The organism is Aquimarina macrocephali JAMB N27, assembly GCF_000520995.1.
Lineage (GTDB): Bacteria > Bacteroidota > Bacteroidia > Flavobacteriales > Flavobacteriaceae > Aquimarina > Aquimarina macrocephali.
The window spans coordinates 163,419-187,725 of the sequence record NZ_JACA01000013.1; the positions used below are offsets into that span (position 1 = coordinate 163,419).

15 protein-coding genes are annotated in these 24,307 nt (G+C 34.4%); all 15 read right to left on the bottom strand.

Annotated elements, in window-relative coordinates:
* Positions 1 to 292: 292 nt before the first annotated feature.
* Positions 293 to 1,636, bottom strand: coding sequence for an ATP-binding protein (locus tag Z054_RS0110165; protein ID WP_024769961.1), 1,344 nt, complete (start codon positions 1,634 to 1,636; stop codon positions 293 to 295).
* Positions 1,637 to 1,647: 11 nt separating this feature from the next.
* On the bottom strand, positions 1,648 to 2,466 hold the full coding sequence (locus Z054_RS0110170) for a peptidoglycan-binding domain-containing protein (RefSeq protein ID WP_024769962.1): 819 nt from the start codon (positions 2,464 to 2,466) through the stop codon (positions 1,648 to 1,650).
* Positions 2,467 to 2,561: 95 nt separating this feature from the next.
* On the bottom strand, positions 2,562 to 3,125 hold the full coding sequence (locus Z054_RS0110175) for a hypothetical protein (protein WP_024769963.1): 564 nt from the start codon (positions 3,123 to 3,125) through the stop codon (positions 2,562 to 2,564).
* A 16-nt stretch (positions 3,126 to 3,141) separates the two neighbouring features.
* On the bottom strand, positions 3,142 to 7,035 hold the full coding sequence (locus Z054_RS30090; protein ID WP_024769964.1) for an eCIS core domain-containing protein: 3,894 nt from the start codon (positions 7,033 to 7,035) through the stop codon (positions 3,142 to 3,144).
* A gap of 27 nt (positions 7,036 to 7,062) precedes the next feature.
* A complete protein-coding gene (locus Z054_RS0110185) occupies positions 7,063 to 7,713 on the bottom strand; it encodes a hypothetical protein (protein ID WP_024769965.1) in 651 nt (216 codons plus the stop codon).
* A gap of 49 nt (positions 7,714 to 7,762) precedes the next feature.
* A complete protein-coding gene (locus tag Z054_RS30095; protein ID WP_024769966.1) occupies positions 7,763 to 9,232 on the bottom strand; it encodes an eCIS core domain-containing protein in 1,470 nt (489 codons plus the stop codon).
* A 39-nt stretch (positions 9,233 to 9,271) separates the two neighbouring features.
* Positions 9,272 to 10,141, bottom strand: coding sequence for a DUF6734 family protein (locus tag Z054_RS0110195; protein WP_024769967.1), 870 nt, complete (start codon positions 10,139 to 10,141; stop codon positions 9,272 to 9,274).
* Positions 10,142 to 10,144: 3 nt separating this feature from the next.
* Positions 10,145 to 10,720 (bottom strand): hypothetical protein, encoded by a 576-nt coding sequence (locus tag Z054_RS28230; protein WP_035091343.1) that lies wholly within the window; start codon positions 10,718 to 10,720, stop codon positions 10,145 to 10,147.
* An 11-nt stretch (positions 10,721 to 10,731) separates the two neighbouring features.
* Complete coding sequence (locus tag Z054_RS30100; protein WP_024769968.1) at positions 10,732 to 12,300, bottom strand: contractile injection system tape measure protein; 1,569 nt, start codon at positions 12,298 to 12,300, stop codon at positions 10,732 to 10,734.
* The gene (locus tag Z054_RS0110210; protein ID WP_024769969.1) at positions 12,293 to 15,751 is read right to left on the bottom strand and encodes a PKD domain-containing protein; all 3,459 of its coding nucleotides are present in this window, start codon (positions 15,749 to 15,751) and stop codon (positions 12,293 to 12,295) included. The genes Z054_RS30100 and Z054_RS0110210 overlap by 8 nt, the downstream gene beginning before the upstream one ends.
* A gap of 11 nt (positions 15,752 to 15,762) precedes the next feature.
* Positions 15,763 to 18,465, bottom strand: a complete 2,703-nt coding sequence (locus Z054_RS0110215) for a hypothetical protein (RefSeq protein WP_024769970.1) — start codon at positions 18,463 to 18,465, stop codon at positions 15,763 to 15,765.
* On the bottom strand, positions 18,453 to 21,800 hold the full coding sequence (locus tag Z054_RS0110220; protein WP_024769971.1) for a baseplate J/gp47 family protein: 3,348 nt from the start codon (positions 21,798 to 21,800) through the stop codon (positions 18,453 to 18,455). The genes Z054_RS0110215 and Z054_RS0110220 overlap by 13 nt, the downstream gene beginning before the upstream one ends.
* A gap of 15 nt (positions 21,801 to 21,815) precedes the next feature.
* The gene (locus Z054_RS0110225; protein WP_024769972.1) at positions 21,816 to 22,226 is read right to left on the bottom strand and encodes a GPW/gp25 family protein; all 411 of its coding nucleotides are present in this window, start codon (positions 22,224 to 22,226) and stop codon (positions 21,816 to 21,818) included.
* Between the two features lie 2 nt (positions 22,227 to 22,228).
* Positions 22,229 to 22,519 carry a PAAR domain-containing protein gene (locus Z054_RS0110230; protein WP_024769973.1) on the bottom strand — a complete coding sequence of 97 codons (291 nt, stop codon included), beginning with the start codon at positions 22,517 to 22,519 and terminating at the stop codon, positions 22,229 to 22,231.
* A 40-nt stretch (positions 22,520 to 22,559) separates the two neighbouring features.
* Positions 22,560 to 24,305, bottom strand: a complete 1,746-nt coding sequence (gene vgrG / locus Z054_RS0110235; RefSeq protein ID WP_024769974.1) for a type VI secretion system tip protein VgrG — start codon at positions 24,303 to 24,305, stop codon at positions 22,560 to 22,562.
* Positions 24,306 to 24,307 lie beyond the last annotated feature (2 nt).

The following is a 24,307-nucleotide window of genomic DNA, read 5'->3' on the forward strand; positions in this document are numbered from 1 at the left end:
TTAACCTAAAACTGACTAATTCTTACTAAAAAACCGCTACTACAAAATTACTTTGTTTATTTGGAATATTTCCAATTTTAATAGGAAATATTCCAACAAAAGTTTTACTTTTAAACCGTAAAAAGAGGTGTTTAGAACCATGAAGCCTTGATAGATAATAAAGGAAAAAAGTTGTAGCTATAGCATTTAGAAATATGATGATACTTTATGAAGAGATAGGTATTGGTTTTAATCTAAACCAGCACCTTATACCAAATAAACATTAAAAACAACCCATATAATTCATTTGGTATTAGATCGTAATCATTTTTCCTTCTTTCAAATATTCTTTTTTGATCCCTTCGAGAATAGTTTCTAATTGGATAGCCTTATGATTTTGGGCTATGGTCTTAAGACAGGTATATTGTATAATATTGATGATATTCGACCCAGTAAGCGCATATTTTTTGGAAATCTCTTCTAACGCAACCGTTTCTTCTAAAGCTATAGCGGCAGGAAGGTTTTTTTGCCATAATAACTGTCGTTCTTGATAAGATGGATTTTCAAACTCTATAATTGTTTGAAATCGACGAGTAAAGGCTACATCTATGTTGTTTTTAAAATTAGAAGCCAAAATAACTAATCCAGGATGGGATTCTATACGTTGTAGTAAGTACGATACTTCTTGATTAGCATACTTATCATGTGCATCTCTTACATTCGTTCTTTTACCAAAAATGGCATCCGCTTCATCAAAAAACAGTATCCAGGATTTATTTTTAGCTTTATCAAAAAGTCTAGAAAGGTTTTTTTCTGTTTCTCCTATATATTTTGAAACGACCATAGAAAGATCAATACGATATACATCTTCACCGGTATATTTACCTAGCAATGTAGCAGTTAAGGTTTTTCCGGTTCCCGGAGGGCCAGAAAACAAGACACGATATCCAGGTTTAATTCTGGTTCCCATCTTCCAATCATCCAAAACCACATGATTATACTGAAGCCAGGTTTCAATTTCTTTTATCTGGTTAAGGGTTTTTGTATTAAGCACAAGATCATCCCAGGAAAGCAACGTTTCAATCCTTTCGGCAGGGAAATCTTTACTAAGAGTAGGTTTTACCATTCTCCCTGTAGTAAACAGCTCTACATATTCCTGATCCAGAATCAATCGCCCACTCATAATTGGCTCTCCTGTAGGTACAGCATCTAATCTTAGAACGCCTTTTTTCACGAATGGATGGGTAGGTTCAAAATAGGATGTGACCTCTATTCGTTTTTGCAGATCCTTGCCAGCTAACATAAATTGAATAGTTTCTCCGGTAGGGATAATACCTCTATGATTTTTCCCTTTTACACCACCAAATTCTGGAAGTTCACCTCCATTTGGAAAAAAATCAGTAATAATATCTATAAAAAAATAGGGCGAAACATGTGGAATTAATGCTGTTAATAAAATAATGATCTCTTCTTGAGACAAATCAAGTTTGTTGACAAATTGAGAAAACGAGGAATCATCTGACACCATTGTATCAAAAACAGGAAAAACAGCTTCTTCACTGGTATACTCGTGTCGCAAACGATATTCTATCACCTCTTGTAAGAAGGAAAATTTGCCATTAAAATGAGTAGTATTTTTTGTAAAAACATGTTCCATCGACAGGTATTTTAAGTTAAAGGTTCGATTGAGAATACATCTATCTTAGATCTCATATAATTACGCATCCGTTTACGCACAGTAACACCATTTCTAGAGCCCTGAAAATTAGTATTCCCTTCAATGGTTTCAATTACATCACCTTGGATCGATGTTATAATTCCTGTATGTGTCCAATCCAGCGGGCTACTTTCAATCAAAAACAAGTCTCCAGGTTTTACTAAGTCAGAATTCCTTCTGATTTCTTTATTTTTAAAAAGTAATCCTCTTGTAATTCCGGCATTACCTACCGAGTCACAACTAAATGTGGAAGGCATTAACGAAGTAAATCTTTTACCCACATGACTTACAGCCTGATCAAGAATAGTTTGTGCAAATCCCATACACCAAAAAAAATCTTCTCCATCACCTCCATCCATATAACTCCGCACCCAAGGACCACTATTAGATTGTCTATTAATAACCAATTCAAAAGGATGATTTTGTAGGTGATTCTCTGCCACTTCAGCAATCAAACTTCTAACATCAGTACTCTGTAATGGTCTTTCAAAAGCATCTTTTAAGTTAGCAGACAATTCACTAAACAAACCTTGATCTACTACGCCATTTTCTGACACCCCTTTTATACGTTGAAAATTCTTAACGGCTCTTTCGGTTGCAGGACCAAAATCGCCATCAATACTGGTTGCTGTACCACTACTAGGATGTTGAATACTAAATAAGGTTAGCCAGGATTGAATCTTCCTTACCTCTTTTCTACTGTTCGAAGAGCCATTTCTTTGCTGTGTATTTCTAATTACCAACTCCTTTTTATATGCCGTTTTTTTCATCTTACTATGGATTTGTATATAAATCTAATGCTATATCCCGACTTTTTTCGGGGGTATACAACGGTTCTTTTATGGGGTGTTTTCTGGTTGAATACTTAATCTTTATTATATTCTTTCATGCTATCTGCGTCATCAGAAGGTTCTGTAATTCTATTGATTTCGATTCGATCACCTAATGATTCTATATTCAACAAATATTGTCCATTCTCTTTATTCATAAATTTATCTTCTCCTGCATTGAAATGCCATTTTTTTTCACCGCCCATACCTTTATCAGAAAAGAAAAACATTGATAAAATTTTAAGTTCACCTCCTACCTTGCCAACTACAAATGAGTTTAAATAACTTTTCCAGTCATCAGGATTACTATCTGATGCAAAACAGTGATATAAATGATCATTATTATCTGTTTCATATTGGTCAATTCTAAATAGAAATCGTTTTTGAGGAGACGGAAAATTCTTTACTCTCTCATAGAAAGAATCATCTCGCAAAGAGTTTAATTTTGCCCCAAAACCATTTTCAAGTTTGCTAACAACGAATCTTGCAATATTGTCAATAGTGTTGTTATAATTTTCAAGATTGGGCTTTAAATAAGCATTCAAAATTTTTTGTTCTTCTTCGAAAAAATGGTTTAAAAATTCTTCAATTTCCTTCATTTATATACTATTTATTTTACAAATTAACATCTGGTCCTAAGGGTGGTACAATAATACTATGTGGTACTACAACACCTCCTGCTTTAACCGTTAATACGTCATAGGTTACGCTTTCACATCGTCTAGGATCCTGGTCTCCTGCTAAAGCCTGATGCATCTCTGCTAAAGCTTCTGCTGTCATATCAGATTTCAGGCCTTTAAGAGTTTCTACCACTTTATCATCACTGGTAGCTTCATAAACTGCTGTTACCTGTAAGTCAAAGGTAATCAATAATGGTTCTTGTTTTGATTGTATTTTTTGAATCCCAGCGACAATTTTTGATTCGGCACCAGCCATAGTTGTTTGGTTATAAGTATCACTGGTGAGTATTAAATTTAATCCTTGTTTATATCCACTACCCTGGAACCAGTCGGCTATAATATGAGCAGAATTCATTTGAGGCAAATTGGTAGTATCTACACCTTCCCTCATTAATTTTCCGGCACTATCGGTTCTCCCTCTGGAACCAGAAGCTTTAATACCTAAATTCCTTCCGGTCACGGAGTGATTTATTTTTCTCTCAGAGACATTATCAATCTTCATTTTAACCTCTATACTTTCGAGTTCATCTTTACCTAATCCTTCAGGGCCATAATCATAGTTCAACACAAATGAATCACCTTCTACTGACGGCACAATATTTTGTGGTTTGTAATCACTATGTTCGCTGGTTCCACCTGTATCAGGTTCTATTTCTTTAGAATCCCATTTACTATTAAAATCCGGGAAAGTATTGTTTTGATTTCTCTCTTTCAATTTATCCCAATTAAATTGATGTTCTACCTTATTTTTTTCTGGATCTTCATTACTGTCATCCACTTTCTTAACCACTGCTCTAAACTTCTTACTCCCTTTGTACGGAGCTTTAATCTTATCATTTTCCGATACTTCTACCGTTAAGGTATTTTCTTCATTAAAAGCACTAAACAATTTCTGAAGCAACCCTTTAAGCTCAGTTTGTTTATTTTCTATATTGGTATCTGTTGCTTCTACGGGAGCATCATTTTCAGGTGTTGCCGTTGCTTCCTGTTGTTGATATGTTGCAATCAACTGATCTATTGCAGTAACTAAACCTTGTGCACTACTTATCCATCCTTTGACTTCTGTTTCTTTATTGTCTTCGAAATTTTTATCCTTAATTGCATTACTCCATTCACTTAACTTATCACCCACCGCTTTAGGATTAGCACTAGCTACTTTCAACACAGGAGACCCTCCATCTTCAACCCATAATTTATGCCCTTCTTCTCCATCACTAAATGTAACTTCTTGACCAATTTCTCCATCTCCAACAACACCATCATTATCTTCAGGGTTTTCTCCTTCATCTCCTCCACCTAATATTTTCTTAAGGAAGTTTTTAGCTGTAGTCACAACCCAAGTAACGACATTGGTCATGGCAGTATCGATCGGTTCTCTGATTTTTTCTACGATTTCTATAATCTTTTCAGAGACCTTATCTAATCCCGTAAATTTTGCTAAAAAGTTGACAGCTAAGGTTAACATTCCAGCCAATGTACTTTCTACTTTGGCAGCTGCTTGTGTAATGACGCCATTTGCAATGGCTGCAATTGAATCTATAATAGCCGCCGCTACACTTGCTATTTTTTGTAGTTTTTCGATCAGGAATGTAACGGTATCATATATAGCAATAATTGCTTGAATCACTGCTCCTGCAGGGTTTAGCATGGTTACAAGCTTGGTTACCGCTTTTTGCACAACTTTTACAATTACAAACTGACTGATCTCCGAAATAATCATCTCTTGTAAATTGCTAAGATGCTCCATGATCTTCTCCCAAGCAGCGGCTGGTCCTTCTGTTACCAGGATTTTTACTAATTCGAATCCTGTCTCTAATGCTACCACTGCAGGTTCACCTAATTGCTCCACTAATTTGGCTCTCAGATTCTCCCAAGTAAGCCCTAATACAGATAATACAAACTTGATAATCTCCTGAAAGCTGAGCGCCTGAGGAATATAAATACCAGCTCCAGCCAAAGATCCCAACAACCAATCCAATAGACTATTTTTAAGATGCTTACCAATGTTTCGTGCAAATTTGTTAAATCCAAGTTTAGCTGCGTTGATCAGATTACCTACAAACCCAATTGGATTTTCTAGTATTTGATTAAACGCTCCTTGTGCTTTTTCTATATATACTAATACTCCTGGTGCTACTACACTAAATAGTATTTTTAGAAGTTCTATAACCGTTGAAAGCCCAAAACTTAAAAAACTACCGGCGATACTGGCAAAGGCCTTTCCTATTTTGATAAAGGCATTCGGAAGTATAATGATGTCTTCCCAGGTAAGAGACTTAATTGTAGTAATAATGGTACCAGGAATTGCAGACATAATTGCTTTGATTCCTGACATTGTTTGCTGAAACCAAACCCATGCTCGACCAACAGCATTTCCTTGTTGTATATTGGTCCAGATTTCTTCCTGGCCAATAAATTTCATAAATCCGCCTATCAGATTTTCGGCAGTTGGTGGATAGGCTTCTTTAGTAATCGGATCTTCACCTATCAAAGCTTTTAATAGGTCATATCCGTCAGTATTTTGTGCTAGGACAGCTAATGGAGTTAGGATAGCTTTTCTAACAATATCCCATATAAATGACAATGCACTTTTACCAATTTCAATTACTGCATTTATAGGTCTAGAGATGATCCCCATGGCGTCACGCCAGACACCGCCAAGATTAAAAATATCGCTCCAACCAAGATCATCCAGAAAATCGTCAATATCCTTTTTTATAGATGCTCCAGATAGATTTAACGCTTCTATTTTTTGATTCATTAATTCTGCAGCATCGGTAAATACATTGTATTTATCCAATACTCTGGTGATCAGGTTTCCTCCAGGTAAGAACTCGACAATAGCTCGCATAATATTGGCCGCACTTCGATCCACACTACTCATATTAATCGGGTTGATCCCTAAAATAATAGTGAACATTCTAAAACCAGGGATATTATGTGCTGCATCTGCAAAATAATCAAGCGCATCACTAATCCCTAATCGTTGTACCTTAGGTTGAACAGTTTCTGTAGCAACTGCATTTTCCCCTTTCTGAGCATGTCCTTGTTGTACCACGTGAGTAAGCTCATGAGCGATCAAATGTTTACCTTCTTTAGTCTCAGGTTGATATTGATTCTCGCCAAAGAAGACATTATTTTTATAGGTGAAAGCTTTGGAACTCATCTGCTTATTAAGACTAGAAGATTCGCTATCTGTATGAACTTTAACTCCAGAAAAATCTGTTCCAAAACCAGATTCCATAGAACCTTTAACCGATTTATTCATGGGTTTACCATTGTCTGAAGCTCTTTGAATCCTGGATTCAATTGTATTGGTTACAGTAGGCACACCTATTTCTTTTCTTTGAAGTATTTTACTTTTATGTTGTACTTCTGAAACCTCTTCCTCTTCTTTTTCCTGAACCTCTTCTTCCTGTTTTTGCGTATCAAAATTAGTTGACGAGTGATCTGATGGTTTCATAGATACTCCATCACTTACTCCTCCCTTATTTTGGACTTCTATGCTCTTTTGTGCTGTTTCTTCTTCAGGTTGTCTTAAAACTGCCGGGGTAATGCTTTCTGCAATCGGTTTTTGTTGAACATCACCTTCTTTTTCATCTGTTTGGCGTTGTACAAAAGGAGCCGGACTAAAGAAAGGAGTAGTCGATTCTGACGTTTTTGCCACCACTTGATCTGCAACTCTATCTGCCTCAACTTCATACTTATCATTGGGTTTACCAACGGTAAGTTTAGGTTGCACAAACCCTTCTTCATTCTTATCTTTTTGAAATAAGGAAGAATTACCTGATTTAGCGCTTGCTGTATTTACCGATGCAGATCGAAACATATATTATAAAAATGTTTTGTCTAAATTTTAATTATTACTTCTCCGATATTTTTGTAATGTTTTTTTTGCGACTACTTTCTTTACAGCCTCCAGATCCTTGGAAACTTCTATATTTCTTATTTGATTTTGAAGAGCATTTTTATCTACTTCTTTTACATTTATGTTCTGAATTTTTGCTAAATTCTTCAACTGAATTGCTTTTGTAGTTGTACTTATTTGCGTACGATCAAGAACCTCTGAACTTGTTATTTCTCTTTCTAATCTTTCCTTTTCTTGTTCTTGAATAGCTTTATCTGCATATTCAATTGCTTCTTCTGAGTTTCCTAATAATAGTTTAGCTTCACTTATTCGAACTATGTCTTCTGCAGTTTTTGCACGTTTTTCTAACTTTTCTGTAACCTCTGAAAACTTTTGTCTTGCTACCGAATCTTTAGGATTTTTCATCACCTCATTCTGATGTTTAGTAAAGGCTATTTTATCCTTAGAAATTGTAAACTCCTGAATACTTGGATATCCAATCATTATAATTGAAATTGGAAAAAAGAATAATAATTTTTTGATTTCTTCTTTCTTAACTATATAATACACAAGTCCAACACTAAGTATAAAAAACAGTAGTACTCCCAAGCCTAACAATACTAATTCGTATACGTATAAATCATCTGATAATGTTTTCATAATTTTAAAATTTACATGGTTAGACATGTCTCCTTTTTACTGATTCTTTCTATTTTATGATATTCATGAATTCAAAAAAGTTGAGTTGATTTAATTTTCCTTTATTTATATTGTCTATTAATGTTGCCATTTGGTCCTTATTAACTTGTGTAAGGTTTTGTTTTTCTGATGGAGTGTTATAAGTGGGATGACCTCCTCCTCTCCACATCAAATTGTCTTGATTCATTTTTCCATGCAGTTCTTTCACTACTTTTCCGAATATAGATGACTCTTCACTTTCTTCTATGAGATGTTTTAATCCAGAAGTATGACCTACTTCATGTGGAATGGTTTTTTGATTGGCTCCAGAAATCATTTCTCCAACAGATCCTTCATTCAGATATACTATTGTTCCGTAAAATGGTCCAATTCCTCTGTAGCCATTTATTATTGGATTGGAATCATCCAATATCACAAACAGGTGCTCTTTAGTAAACTGAAGATCGGTCAACTTACTAATAACCCTAATATTTGCAGTGGTTTTTATATTATACTCAAACTCTAATCCCAACATACTTTTCGTCATATTTCCTTTAAAGCTACTTTCAATTTGAGTTTTTGCTGCATTTGCCAATCCAGCAGTATTAAGAGTCGTATTGCTACTATTGTTTAGCACAGCACCTTTAAAATCCAAGTCAATATCAACTTTTACTTTTCTACTGTTTACAACACTATGGTTTTGGTTTTTTTTCCAATGCTTCTGTATGTTCTTTTTTACTTTCCCTTTTTGCTGAATAGTATGCGTAAGTTCATGAGCTAATAGATGTTTACCACCTTTAGAATTTGGATTATACTTCCCTTCATTAAAATAAACATCATTCCCATGGGTAAAAGCTTGTGCCCCCAAAGCCTCGCTCATTTGTACTGCTTCGGCATCTGTATGTATGTTTACGGCACTAAAATCAGCTCCAAAACCGGATTCCATTTCCTTTTTTATATCTCCCGCCAGCTTTACCCCCTTACCTTTTCTGCTTTTTAATCTGGATTCAATGTTGTCATTACCAGATTGCATATTTTCTTTTTTCTGAACTGGCTCTTCCCCTTCCATCTTTTGAACTGGTTCTTCCTCTTCCATCTTCTGAACTGGTTCTTCCTCTTCCATCTTCTGAACTGGTTCTTCTTCTTCCTGTTTCTGAACAGGTTCTTCCTCTTCCATAGCTTGTACTGGCTCCTCTTCTTCCTGTTTCTGAACAGGTTCTTCCTCTTCCATTGCTTGCACTGGTTCCTCTTCTTCTTTTCTTCTTACTGTTCCCTCACTCTTATCTTTAAACATACTAGCTTGCACCTTATCTTCTTCCATGGCTTCTTTTTTCTGAACGGCACTTCCAGAATCATTAGCATTGTTAACCACTTGATCGGCCATTTGATCGGCTTCTACCTCATGCTTATCTCCTGGTTTCCCAACCTTAAGCTTTGGTTGAATAAAGGGTTTTTCCTGCTGTAGTTTGGGGCTCGATTTTCTTCTCCTTTGTAATCTCATGATTCTATTATTTTAAGTTCAGACATTATCAAATAGTGTTTAAACTACTTGATTATTGGAGTATTTTTTTTGAACTATTTTTTGTTTTTCTAAGGCTGTTTTAACCTGATCATACCAGTATGGAAAGATTTTAAACAATCTGTACTCTATTTCTTGTATAATGTTTTTCTTATACTTTGTTACCCCAAAAAGATGACTATAACCGATTTCTTCAGCTTGCTTAGAATGTTCTTTAATACTTCTTCCACTAAGCAGCAATGATGGTTTAATGTTCTCGTAGTCCAGCATACAGGCAAGTGTATATTGTTCTATCAGAATAACTGGTTCGTATCCTTTCTTTTTCAAAGGACTAAATTGATGTTTAACCTTAATATAAATATCTTCTAACTCAAAATATGCTTGGATAAATCTATTGCGTAGAGAAAGATCTTTAAAACCCAATACTCCACAACTAAAAGAGTGTCCTAAATCTTTATTCCAAAAAGGTAGGTTATCAGTAAATTGATTAAAAAACTCAATTTGCTTTTTATAATGTATCATATACCCTCCTTCTTTCCTTTCTAATAATACTTTATCAAAATTGAAGTCTATTTTATTTTTAATAAAAACATCCGTGTCCAGATGAACAAAAGGTTTGGTCTGCAGTTGAATCGCTTTTATTTTTGATGCAGACCATAATTCTTTATCATGTGTAAAAGGCATTTTTGTTACTCTACAAGGCAACATATATAAAAACTTATATGCCATATCATCTACATATAATTCTATATCTTCATACCATAAATGACAATACAATATGCTCAAAGCAGTCATATAAATGGTTTCTATAAATCTATCTCCCATATTCCATCGATTATTTGCTATAGGAGCTGTATTTAAACTAAATATTATTCTAGGTTCTTGATTCATAATTTACTTTCTTAACAGCTGAAGTTCTTTTTCCTTCAGGTAGCAAACATTATTATATAGTGATGCTTTTTTGCTATGCTTGTAGAGTCTTCTCCATTCATAATTTGATCCCATCGCTTGAGAAGTCAAAAGAGGGATATGATCATTATGAAATTTCATCATTTCACTAAAAGAACAATGTAGAACCTTACGCCCAAGGAGATACGACTCCTTTAATTCTATCATGGCAAAGTTTCGTTTAAAATAATCAATATGGACTCTCTTATTATTTATGAATATCTCAGAAACCAGCACCTCTTTAGATTCATTTATGTTATAAAAATTAATTCCATGTCTTATTAAGTTATATTTCTCTATAACAGAAACTAGGTCTTCTTCATCCTGATATATAATATCCAAATCATGGACTGGCATATCATAATAAGACCGCAGGTTTATATAATCCGCTACACCTCCAACAAAAGCTATCTTAGAACAATCTAATAATTCAAAAATCTGTTTGAACACTTCTTGTTGTTCTAAAAAAATATTAGCTCTATCTTTTTCTTCGTATGTTATGTCTTCTACCTCTAATTGCATAGGTTTTTATTTTACCAATCCACAAAAATGATTTTATTTTTCCAAGGGAGTTTTATCATAGATATATTCCACGGGATTTTGTCTAACAGTATATCTTGAGTTTTTCTTTCTAAAATAAGTCGAGGTCGGTCTTCTGTAAGTATCAATTTTCCAGGACGTTTCAAAAATTCGTTTCGCAATAAATCCTTAGATGAATTTTTCATTACCTCCCAATGCTCGATAAGCGACGTTAGCATTTCATCCACATGATTTTTCACTTTATTCTCGAGTGGTACAAAACGATTGATTGGATATTTTGAAGGAAGGTTACATAGAAATTTTTCGAACACCATATTATTTTCAAGCTGTTGTTCCTTTCCTGTAGCAAGATAGTGCAATATATGCACTGCTTTTTCTTTATCTAAAAACCCATTTTGTTCATTAATTACTCCACAATTCTTAAAAAACTGGCTTAGAAACGGATGTACAAGTACAAGACCAGCATGGTTTACATATACATCTTCAAAATCTTCGGGTATATCAAGACTGTCATCCGTATTGTAGTCCATTTCTTCTGATTTCATAAGATTAAAATAAGTAGCATCTAGTTTGTCCTCGTTTCCTTTTTGTGTGTTTTTGAAAACTATTGAAGTTTCCTGATCCATATGTTTCTCACTAGATTGAGCTATATTATCTTGATAAGAATCTAATACTTGGGATATTTTCTTAATTTCTTTTGGTAAATTCTGGATTATTGTTAACGCTGGTGTTACCTTAAGTAATTCAAAAAAATAGGTTTTTATATATCTTCTATTTTTACCTATTTCCCATCTTGTAGTTTCTAATACTAATTGGGTGAACTTATTGGAAATTTTTGACATATCAACCACTTCTATAAGTACATCAAATACAATATCCCAAATAAGAAACCTTTCTTTTAGTGTGAACTTTTTGCCACCTATATTTCCTTTTAAAATTACTTCTTTGGCCATCATCTCTGGCCTCAGTGATGTTTCTTTTTCAGATTGATTATTTGTTATAAAATGATTAAAAATCTTTTGAATTTCTTCGTCAGTAAACTGTAAAATGAGCCTTTTTCGTGAAAGAGGATTTTCAAGAACAGCTATGAGTTTTTGAATCATCTTTTTATCCTGAAATATGGATATGTTTTCATTAAAGTTCAATAGCTTCTCCGAACCATTAAACCAACTATTTGTGCCGTTATCTAAAAAATGAAGTAACTTTTCAAATTGTCTTTCATCACTTTTAACCAATTTTAAAGCATCTTCTTTATTAGTTTTGTACGGGTTTTCTTCTTTAAGTTTTTTTATTTTCTTAAGAATCTGATTAACGATATTTTCATCTAACCCTTTCAGATCTTGTTTTGGTTTAATGGAAAGCTCAATATCTAATCGTTCTAACTGCATAAAATGATCTGGATTTTCATCTCCCAAATCATCAAAAGATGTCATTAAACGAGGTAATACATGTTCTTTAATAAACATATCAATATTGTCTTTAAAGTAATATGCTTTTTCCTTAGAATCAGTCTTTACTTCAATAAAAACTTTATTGATGATATGTTTATTTAAGTTATCCACGCCCTAAAGTATCTAGTAGTTGATCTATCTGACTTATTAAAAATGTTGATTCCTGGAAGGCTTCTTTTACGTTTTCTAGAAATTCTTTAAGCGTATCATCTAAGTCTGGGTTAAATTCTAATTGTCTAAACTCTTCAAAAGTTGTGTTGATAAGATTGTGTATAGAACCAATTGGTTCTATAATAGATTCAATCATTTCTGAACCTTGACATCTTAAAATATTATAAAATAATTGAGTATATACTTGAGTTATTACTCTTATTGCGGTTAATTCTTCTTCTGTATTTGAATTTCTAAGCCCTTCGACCAGACCAATGAAGGTGGCCTGCTCAAACATTTCGAGTAATAAATTGTTATGATTTCCAACTGTAAAAGCTTCAATATCTTGGCTTACCTGATCCAGAAGTTCTGCTATTCTCTCAACGGTGGAAATCGTTTCTGAACTAAATTCCTCGATACTATCAGAATTACGAACATTTTCAAGTTGTATGATTGAGGATCTAACAAAATTAGTTACTGTATTGATACAGTTTAATGCTCCCTCACCATCTCTAATAATTATCGTTCTTGGTCCATCTTGTCGTTCTCCACAGAATTCACTTATGGCGTTAAGAGATACCTGAATTGAAGTTCCTTCGTAAAGATCAAGTGACCGTCTTACCTGTGATCGGTTTGAGCGTTCGATTTCTTCTCCTGCAACACTCCAGAGATATCGAGCTGCATTTTGAGAGTTATTAGTTAATACTAGGGTATTCTCTTCAATCAAATGAGTGAACTGAGCTGATGGTTGTTCTTGTATAGTAATTATTATTCCAGAAGATCCTCCATTAACCAGAATAGGAACAGAGCTCACTGAAGCTGGTACATCAGTAGCTCTAAATACGAAACGATCATTTCTAAAAGATACTCCTTGCCCTGTAATTGCTACTTGTGCTTCCTCTGGTTGAACAGTAAAAGGATAAAATACATCATCTCCCCTACAAATTGTATTAGACTCAATGGTTACTAAAATTTCTTCTGGAACTTCGATAATGACTTCTAATTCTTCGCGGTTCGCACAATCATTTAATCCTCCTTGCACAACAACTGTAAATGTAAACACTGCTGAAATTGCGAATTGATAGGTATGCTCCACAGTTGTTTCTGTTGATTGAACCTGATTTGATCCATCTCCAAAATCCCAAGTATATCCTAAATTTTCTTCAAGATTGTCTCCTATAATATTGAAGGTTACCGTTATCTGATTGTCTTCGGTTGGCTCTGAGATATTATCTACTTCAATTCCAAACTCTGGTCTTCTAGTAATAACAATCTCACATTCGGTGGCAAAATTGTTTACGGTAAATGTGATTGTCTCTCCAATCAACTCTTCGCTGACAAGATTAGGATCAAAAACAAACTCGCCAAATTGATTCTTAGTAACTCCTCCGTTAAGCCCAATTGGAACTTGTGCTTCTACATACCCTCCTGTTGGCGTTATATGGAATGGTAATGGTACCGTAGTTTCATCAAAACAAAGTTCTTGGGTAGGTAAGCTGAGTGTGATAAAGTTTTCATCACAACACATATAAGGTAATGTGAAATCGGCGATTACGGGATTAAGAACCTCAATTCCTTCTCCATCTCCATCACCTTCAAAATCACCTGCTAACGATGGCCCAGGATAAGGATAAGGATAGCCATATCCATAAGGATACGGATAAGATGTAAATTCACCTTCTATATAGACCATTATAAATGTACCTCCAGGTGCTACCCCTCCTTTATGTTCAAATCCATGATTCTTATTCAAATAAAATGAAGTATAATTTTCAACAAACTCTTGGGCATTAGATTCATTAATTTTTAATACCACAACATTGAATCCCAAGCCATGCTCACGCCTGATATCCTGTATTATCTGTAATGCATCCGTATAGTTTCGCCCCTGATGTCCTTCGATTCTATAAAAGTCGTGATCCATGCAGATCTCTAATGGACGTTTTGTGTTTAATAGATCTCTGTGATAACCTAGATTATCTCTATGCTTACCTAGAACAGTTTTATCATAATCCCATAATTGAATAAGGTGTTCACCAACATTATTGTAAAAAGGTATCGCTTTTTTACTAAGTTTACCAAGATCAAAAGAAGGTGTAATCTTTATAAATGTATAATTGGCATTGTAATTTGCCAGCAATTGAACTGCTCTTTTTATAAGACTATGTAATCGTTGCTCATCAGAGTTCTCACCATAACACATGTCAATCTCGTTACCTTCAAGATCGATAATAAATTCTTCTAATGTAGTATCATTTCCTGGTTGTACTAATCCATCTGCCGTAAGACAATCTGAACAAGTACTTACGTTTTGATCAGTTAGTAATGGCGATTTGTAAAAACCATGTCTATATTCATAACACGGTCCTGTTTTTTCAACCTCACCAAGCATAAGATGTTTAGGGAACGACATAATATCCGGACAGCAAGAAGTGCAATCCATATTAAATAGAAGTTCCTTAATTTCATTGTAGGTATCCACAACATCTTTAAATAAGTCATGCCTATATTGAAAATCAGGTGGAACATCATTTTCAGGAAATGAATATAAGGCCTCTAGATTATTTTCTATAGCCCCTAATAATATCGGCATTTGCATTGCAGTTAATAAGGTCTGAAAACCAAGCCTAAGATCACCAACTACATTATTCCGATACAATCTGTTAGTAAAACTTCTTTGAAGCTCTCTGTAATGTATAAAATTCTCTGGTTGACATACTACTCGATTAGCTCTTACATCAGGCAACTGATGAAACAAATTCGAGAAATTAGTTTTACTTATAATAGGGTCATCATCATTAATCTGTTCTGCAACTGTCTTGCTCACTAATAAAGCTTTATAGTTACCGATCATTTCTTGTCCTTGATTATCACAAGATAGACTAACACATAGATCAAGTTCTTTTTCGTATTGTTCAAGATATAGTAATACCACTCCTTCTTTTACTGCCAAGCCAGTATTACCTTGAAGCGCACTAAGTACAAAATGATCATCGTTTTCTATCTCAGCTTGTTCTACTGTAAGTAGTTCAAAAATCTCTAGCTGATTATCTCCATCATAGAAAAATGGTGTATAATTTGCCTTCTCATTATTGTAGACTTTATAATGTGTATATTCTTTGGCCTCAATATTCATGATTTTTGTCCCTTCCACCTGATCAATTTGATACAGATGAAAAAGATCACCATCGGTAGTGACTCCGGCTCCTTGAGAAATAGAAATTGTATTATCTACCTCATCACACGACACCTTAAATCCACAGACAATTCCAACACCGCTAAGGCAAATTCTGCTTAAGCGATCTTGATCATCAAAAAAGTCTACGATCTCATTAAGGTGTCCTTCTGTAAGCACCTGATTTTTTGTAAATCTTCGATACTGTGTTGTTATAGTTGAAAGCTTGGTTGACATTTTAATGATTTTTATAATGATCCTAAATTCGTTTTTCCTAAAATTATTCTTCCGTATAATTCTTCATTCTCATTGTCGCAATCAAATAGTCTTCCTGTTGGATATACGTTGTTGAGACTAGATAATGCTTCAATAAGCTCAATTAGTTCTGGTTCTGGCTGTTCTTGGTCAAGGGATGTATTTGCCAGAAGATATGCTTTGTAAGCATTTTCAAATTGTAATAGTTCGTTATCATTGGGGTCTTCTACTTCATTTTCCCTATACCCAACCCAACATATTTTTGCCAATACATGCGCAGGTAATTCTTCTTTGATAATTCGCTCCATGTAGTTTCTAAAATCTGTATTGGAAAACCTAAGTGTATATCCAGGCAATACGATACTCACACGGTAAGAATAGGGATCTATCGGCTCGCAATTGGTACATTGATCAGTACAAATTGGCATAAAAACACCCTCATTTACATCGGTTAGGTTAATATCCGGACGAAGCATCATATGTTCCACAATAAATAAACCTTCTTCTGTAAAATCTTCCTTCATAAATTTTATAAGATCCAGAATGGATTTCTTTATTTCTCCTTTTGTTTGATAATAGGTGAATCTCTTTGCAATGATTCTATCAGGGTCGTTTTCATCTTCTATGGCAGGATTAATAATATCATAAGAATATTTACCAGAATCAGCTTGGTGAATCTGTATATTATCAATCTCTGCATGATCAGAGAATCCTTCTTTAAAAACTTCTTCAACTTTAAATTCTCTTGTTTGAATAATTTGAAGAACAGCAAAAAACAACTCCCTATTTGCGGCGGCGGCATCAAAATATTCTTCTGTACCAGATAATACAATGGAGTTATTCAGATCTCTAATTCTCCATCTATACACTTTTTGATTATCACTATTGATCAGATCATGTATTTCTACAAAAGAATCCGTAAGATGTCTTCTGTTATAATTTTTAATCCCTAAAAGACGAGCGATCCTTTTTTGAACACCTGAAACATTAGAAGTATCCCAAAGGTTTTCTGGAGGCTGATTATAATAATTAAACGCATTACCTCTCTCCTTGCTGACAACCTTATAATCTTTTAAAAAATCTTCTTTATTTCTTAGTACTACTTCATCGGTAGTATTGGCATAAATAGACTTCATAATAAAAGAATACTCAGTAAACCGTTCGGCAAATCGCGCCAACAAATGATCTAAAATCTCGTTTCTTCTTTCAATATTGTTATCCAAATCCTCATATAACACATTGGTTAGATATTCATCGTTATCCAGAGGATAATTTGAAACTAATTCGTCTAGATTCTGTACATCCTGTATGGCCTGAGTAAAGAACGTTTGCGTTAAATTTCCACTTACAGAGAGTAATTCTTTAACTTGACCTAAATGCTTAAAATAACTAGCTAAAATCTGATCAAAAAATAACAGATATCCCTTAAGTTGGTTGGCTTGCGACTTTCTCGCAGTAGATGATCTGGCAGGTAATCCTACCTCACTAATCCCATAGGTGTCAGGAAAATCATTTTGAACAGTTGTATAACTATCAGTTTTAAGGTATTTCCCTTTTGGAATTTCGAGTTCTTTATCTGCTCCTGCTTCAGCAATAGCTTCTTGTTCTTCTTTCTCTAATTCTTCGAGATAAATATCGACCTGTTTTTTATTAATATTGAGTGGTAATAATCCTTTGTTGTAGTTAAAAACACTTTCATCACACACAATTGGTTTTTCATATTCTTCCAGACATATCACCCATTCATTGGTATCAGTAGTTTGATCCCCACAATAGCCCAGCGAGATATCTTTTATATTAGTAACTCCGGGAATATCCATAATGATTTTCATGATATCCGACAGCCTTACTTCGCTGCGTAAATCTGCTTCGATAAGTTCATTAGTATCTATAAAACCATGTTGTAAAACTGGACCATCGAAAATCTCTAAAGTTGAATATCCCTTATCAAGCATTTGAGTCAATGAATAAAAGTTTACAGTGGTTGAGAAATATGCATCGATTGCTCTTAGCATCAACGCATGTACTTTTTCTTCATCTGCATCAGTACTTACCTCTATATCGGCACAAATTTTTACTGGAAATTCCTGTATTTTCTCTATCGTAACTAAATCTTCGCAAAGATTTCGATATGCATGATAGCGTTCTCTTATTTTTTCGGTTACCTGATCTATACCCGATTGATCTAGCTCTTCAAAATCAACATATAAATCATATAATCCTTTGAGTACAAATTCTTTTTTTTGCCCACTCGGAATCAAACTAAAATCTTCCGGATTATAGGACAACAGATCATCTTTGCAGTTAGCATATACTTTCTTTTTATGCTTTGCTAGCCAACAATTCTTAACTCCTTCTATATCTATAAAAAGCTTGCGATAATCCAATGCAGTTACCGGGCTGGTAGGCAACACTTCTGAAGCTTTAAAAAACTGTGTTTTTACATTTTTGGTAATATCATTAGAAGCTAGTACATTTTCTATAGGAAGCTCAATTCTCATTCCTAAATCAGTAATAGCATAGCAAAGCATTTCGAGCATTGTAATCCCAGGATCATGCGAGTTAAAGTCTGTCCATAACTTGCCTCCTAATTGTTCTATATATTCGATGCCTTTTTCTTTTAAATAGAAAAAGTCTAAATCGTCTTGTGTAGCGACTTTTTTAGGTATGCTAATATGTTCGTTTAATACTGACATGTTTCTGTTTCTTCAATTATAATAGGATCACAAATTTTAATATCGGTTGATATCAGATGATTTTTTGCTGATACCAAAATATGTTTTGGACTGGTTGGAGAAAGTACCTGAACAAATTCTAATTGTTCTAGATAGTCTTCATCCTTTGGATTTTCTGGAACTTCTACTCCATCAGGATGTTTAGCCATTTCTAATTCGGATAAGTAATCCACATAGAATAGCTTCTCAACATAGTCAATAAGCGTGCTACGATTTAATTCTATCCCGAAAATAATTTCTTGTGAAGTATCAAATGCCCATGGAGATAGGAACTTGACAAGATCTTCCTTCAATTGTTTTTGATAAAAGTTCTCATCGTATTGCTGATAAAACTTTACATTCAATTTAATTAGTACTTGCTCATATTGAGGGTTCATTACCACTGCTTCTACATGCATGGTATTTAATTGATTAATGAAGTTTTGAATTTTATTAAGAGTGGCTGTACTCAGTCTGGGTTCGAATATGTCAAAAACATTTTTATCTACGATATCAGGAATAGCAACCAACGTTACATCTCCGGGTGATAAAAAAGAGTCATTTGAGGTATGATTCAAGCATTTTACTCTAAACACTTCTGGAAACTCTTGCATAATCAAATGTTCATAATCCCAAAGCGTAATGGCTCTATTTTTATGTCTTAGTCTTTCGCTTATTCTTCTGTAATATTCGTCATCAGACTCTAGTGGTTTCCCATCAAAAGAATTATAGGGTTGTGAAGCACCTTTTATCTGAGGCACTCTACTAATTAGTTTTGAGATAGATTCCGCCAGAAGTCCATTATAGAGATGCGTTAGCTCATTATTGTTGTTTTCAAATTGAGCCAATACTGCCTGTGCCATGATATCGATAACTTTACAAACTGCATCATAATCCTTGTGCATTTTGGCTCTTATCCAAATAAAATCTTTCGGAAGTCTAGTATTGGTTTTGGTGGCTTGTTTTGGAATCCTAAATTTGACAATCCCCGATTTTAAGAAATTATCAATACCATTATTCAGCAGGCTTTCTTCAAGGTCCATCCATTGATTATCGCAAAGCACTGCCCACTCTACTTTTTGTTTTCCAACAAATGAATCTGCATCTGGATTTTCACTACCTTCTAAAATTTGAACCAATAATGAAATCTGCTGCGAAACTTCTGCTTCTTCTAATCCGATATATAATTCACCACCATGACAATAATCAGGTACAATCCAACTATCAGTATCTGCATTTTTAGTTAGGATACTTTTCTTTTGTGCTTGTATTTTTAAATAAGAATGTTCTTCATATTGTCCAAATGGATCTTCATGAAATAGTTGTATTCGATTGTTCCCATATTCGTTTTCGCCGTCTGCGGTAAAATCGGTGTCTTCTTCAGCAGAATAATTAAAGGTTATGACATCGGCAAAAGGTGTATATGGGTCATTAGGTATCAGAGTCTCATCATTATCACTGGATAATGCCAAGGTATATATCCTTGGGAATAGGAAGTGTAAAAAAGATTGGTTTAATGTTAATCTTAGTGGACCGCTCTTTCCAATTTCATAAGAACTACCATCTACAGAGAAGTTTGTTTCATAAAGATCATCATCAGGGTCCTCAAACAAAATTACATTTTCTGGATTGCTCTCGTTATCCCACTCTTCTTTATGAAAAACCGCCAATCTAGCTTTAAAATGATCGTCATCCTTAACTATTAAATCTTCAACATTTGTATTGAGAACAATATCGGTTTCTGTAGATTCTGTTGTCATATTATCAATACCATCTTCTGGTTGGTTAGCAGATAGATCCGCAGCATTAGGATCAATAAACATCCCATCCATAAAGATATTTCTGCTGGTACCCTTAAGGTAAACCGACTTGTATGCTTCATAAAGCTTTACAAAAGAATCAGGAGTATTTTTCCATTTGATATTTACGTTAATAGTCTCCCATTTCTTTAAAAAAGCCTCTGGATAATTCATTTTAAAAGAGGATCCAGTCACAGGTTGGGTTGTAAAAGGATAAAAGGGTTTATCTGCATTAAGAACTCCGGTATCGCTATCTAAGGTTAACGATTTTATATCCCGTACATCAACACGTATTTTGATTTCCGAAACTATTTTTTTAACTAATTTTCTAAACAGTGCATGCCCTTTTTGAGTATCTGTCTTTATTAAAAACCGAATAATAGGATTAGTAGTTGTAAAATTTTCTCCAAGTGTTTTATTGTCATATTTTAAAATTGAAGGAGTATCCTTGGAGATTTGAAAAACTAACCGCAATTGATTCTCAAAAATACCTGATGATCGTTTGGTTTCCGTACCTTTAATATTAAAAGGAATATTCTTATCTAGTTGAAAAACGCCTAGCCAACCTTCTTCTCCACTGCATTGTATTTCAAGGTTTTTTAATAAATCATCTTGTGTAAAGGGAGGTGTTGTGGTATTTAAGTTTTCTGTAAAAGTAATAGTGACATCTATATTTCTTTCCCCTTCTTTAAGATCGAACATTGGAGAAGCTATCGCAAAACCTAATCGAGCGTCTGGCAACTCTGTATATCTTTTTTCTCCTGATGTATACCCAAACGGAAGCCAATAATTTGCATCATCCGGTAAAGCCTCTTCTAGTCCATCTAACGAATTAGTCATCGAACTATATTTGATCTCACCCAGATTGATATCATTATATAAACTCTTTAGTTGTGCAACCTTGGCCTTATTGGCAATAAGTTCTTCAGTGGTTTTGTAAATGAGTTTATTGCCATTTACATCTTTACCACCGTCTAATGCAGTTTCTTTTACAACTCTCTCTTCTACACTTTTTTTAGCTAGTTCGAAAATTATATGGGCTTTATCCTCTGTCGCTGGTAGTTTTTCTATCTGTAATATTTCCTTATAGAAAAAATCCAGATGTCTTTTGGTAATGCCATTAAATCGTTGCTTAGAAAATTCTAATAACCTTAAAAAACATATAAACAATGTCATATGAGGAGTGACACTACTTTTAGCTTCAAGATCTTCAATCGTTTTGGAAATCTTATTTTTCAGCAATTGATAATCGCTATCTGTTCTTTTAGGAATATCTTGATTAGTAAAATCGAAATGATTAAAAAGTTCTTGCCAATCACCTGACGGGATCTGATTATCATTTGTTTCAAAGAAATTTATGTGTTTGGCAAAATTATACGCAAACAACAACCAGTCTTCAAGATCAAAATCATGAAGTTCTAAATTAGCTGGATCCAAGACACTGTTAAAGCGTTCTTCTTGATCGGTTCCATTTCTTTGGAAAATTATATTGTCTGTATGTTTACCGTCGTTACACATAGTTTTATTAGCGCATTATATGTTGGTTCCTTCTTCTTTATAGAAAGGAAAAACTACATTTCTTCTTGAGTTGGTACTTCTAATTAAATAATCAATTTTCACTAGCAATTTCCCTTCTAATTCATCTGTTTCAGAGATGTCTATTTTAATTACATCTATTCTGGGTTCATGATAGAGTATTGCTGTTTTGATCAGTTCGATTACAAAAGTTTTTAAGGTTCTATCCAGAGGTTTAAAAAGAAGCTCATCCAGGTTACATCCGTAATTAGGCACCATAATTCTTTCTCCTAATCTGGTTGTCAATAAAATCTCTAAACTCTTCTTGATATCTTCCTCATTAGAGGTCATCAATACATGTTTTGCGGCTTTATTAAACTCTGGTGGAAATCCCCAGCCTGTACCTAAAAAAGAATCTTTATTTTCCATAACTAACCTCCTATTATTACTGTAGGGCTTCCTAGTACAATTACTCCTCCGTGAGTGGTACTATCACCCATTCTTGCCGCTGGCATTCCTCCTATCATTACTGTTCCAGATCCCATAATTATTGTATCTGGCGGTCCTACACATACTGCCATATCCCCAACTCGTGCTGCTGGCAATCCACCAATAAGTACGGTTGGCTCTCCTGCTGGTAATATGGGCCCTCCTACGTGAGGTACTACTCCTGTTACTAATGGACAGGTATGCATATCTGTAATTCTTGCTGCTGGTGGCATTGTTTATTTGTTTATAGTTTTTGGTTCTTTTTAAATTTTATCAATTAATCTGTACTAGTGACCCTTTAAGGGTTGCAATTGCGCTGGAAGAAACTTCTATACCAGCTCCTCCTTCTGCTTTGCATTCTGCACTTGCTTTTATATTTACATTGGTTCCTTCGATATTAACATCTCCAGATGCTGTTAAACTAATATCTCCAGCACTTTCTACGGCTATGCCCGAACTATCAATGGTAATTACATTCGAATTATCATCCTCGACAATAATAGAACCTGCATCTTCATCTAATACTATTTTTTTTCCTGCAGGTGTTTCAATAGTTATAGACTTTTTATCATCATCAAAAAGTACTTTCATTTCGCTTCTGGTAACAAATCCTTTTTCATGATTATCATCACTTGCGGTAATAGGAGAAGGTTTTGCACTGCTGTGTAACATTCCTAATACTATTGCATCGTTTGGATCATCATTGACAAAGCCAACGATAACCTCATCTTCTATTTCAGGTCTAAAGAATGCTCCTCGATTTTCACCTGCATCTAATGAAACTACTCTACACCATATACCTTGTTCTTCGTTATTGATGATTGGTATTTGCACTAAAATTCTTTCTTCTCCATCGGGGTCTTCTTCAAGCTGACTTACGATTCCTACTTGTAGTCCACAAATTCCTGATAGTAATCCTGAAGCTGGTAATGCATTGATATCATATGTTTCAGAAAACCATTGAGGATTGATCCCAAATTGCGCATCTACGGTCCAATTTCCTTCTGCAATATGATGACTTACTCCTGTGATATAGATCTTACCATTAAATCTATCTCCTACTCCTTGTAGCTCTAACAACGTTCCTGGTTTTACCGCTGGCACTCCTTGAAATTTAACTCGGCCTCTGACTTTTGATAATTGTTGAAACATCCATTTAGCGTCACTCCAATCCTGTAATTCTTCTGTAGTAAGCGATCCTCCGTGACGTAATTCTAAGTTTTCTAAAGCGATTACAGAAGAGAGATCAGAAGCAGATAAGTTACCATTTAACGAAACTGATGGGTCATTAGCTTCTACCTCTACAATTTCCTGATCAGAATAATTCCATCCATAAGAAGTTACTTTATCGATCTGATGTCTTGCATCAATCTCTGCATCCAAATCTAAAATAGTTGATCCAAAGGTTATAGTCTCCACAGGATCTGAGTTAAAATCAGGTTTGGCTACAGTTAATTCGCCATTATCTACAAAGCAAAGTTTACCATTAGCCTGAGCTCGTGAAACTATATAATCCCAATCTGACACGTTGTATTGCACCAATTCCTTATGTTCATATTTAGTAGCTTCTACATCGTTATCAATACCATAATCGCCGACAATTTCTTCGATAATATCACTATCTTTTTTATCATAGAAATATTTGCTTTTTCTGCCTATCGTAAGCTTGACCGCTTCATCTTTACACTCCACAATAAGATAAGAACCATTTGGTCTTATTTTTATATTATGCTTAATGACAATTCCTTTAAAAATAGTTTCCTCATCAGAATGATATCCAGCTGTAATTTCGATTTCTGCTCCTGGTATTACTAGTTCTTGATTGCTTAATTCAAAATCTTGTTTAGAGGGTTCTCCATCTGTTATAATCAACTTGGCAGTAGAAATTCTATTAACCTCCTTCTCGATAGAAATTGTTTTAACCTGATAGGCCTTAGACAATTCTTCTCCATTGACAAGTACCTTGCTTGTGACAAGATCTGCGTTTTTTGATGTCTGTATTACACTGCCTTTGGCCATTT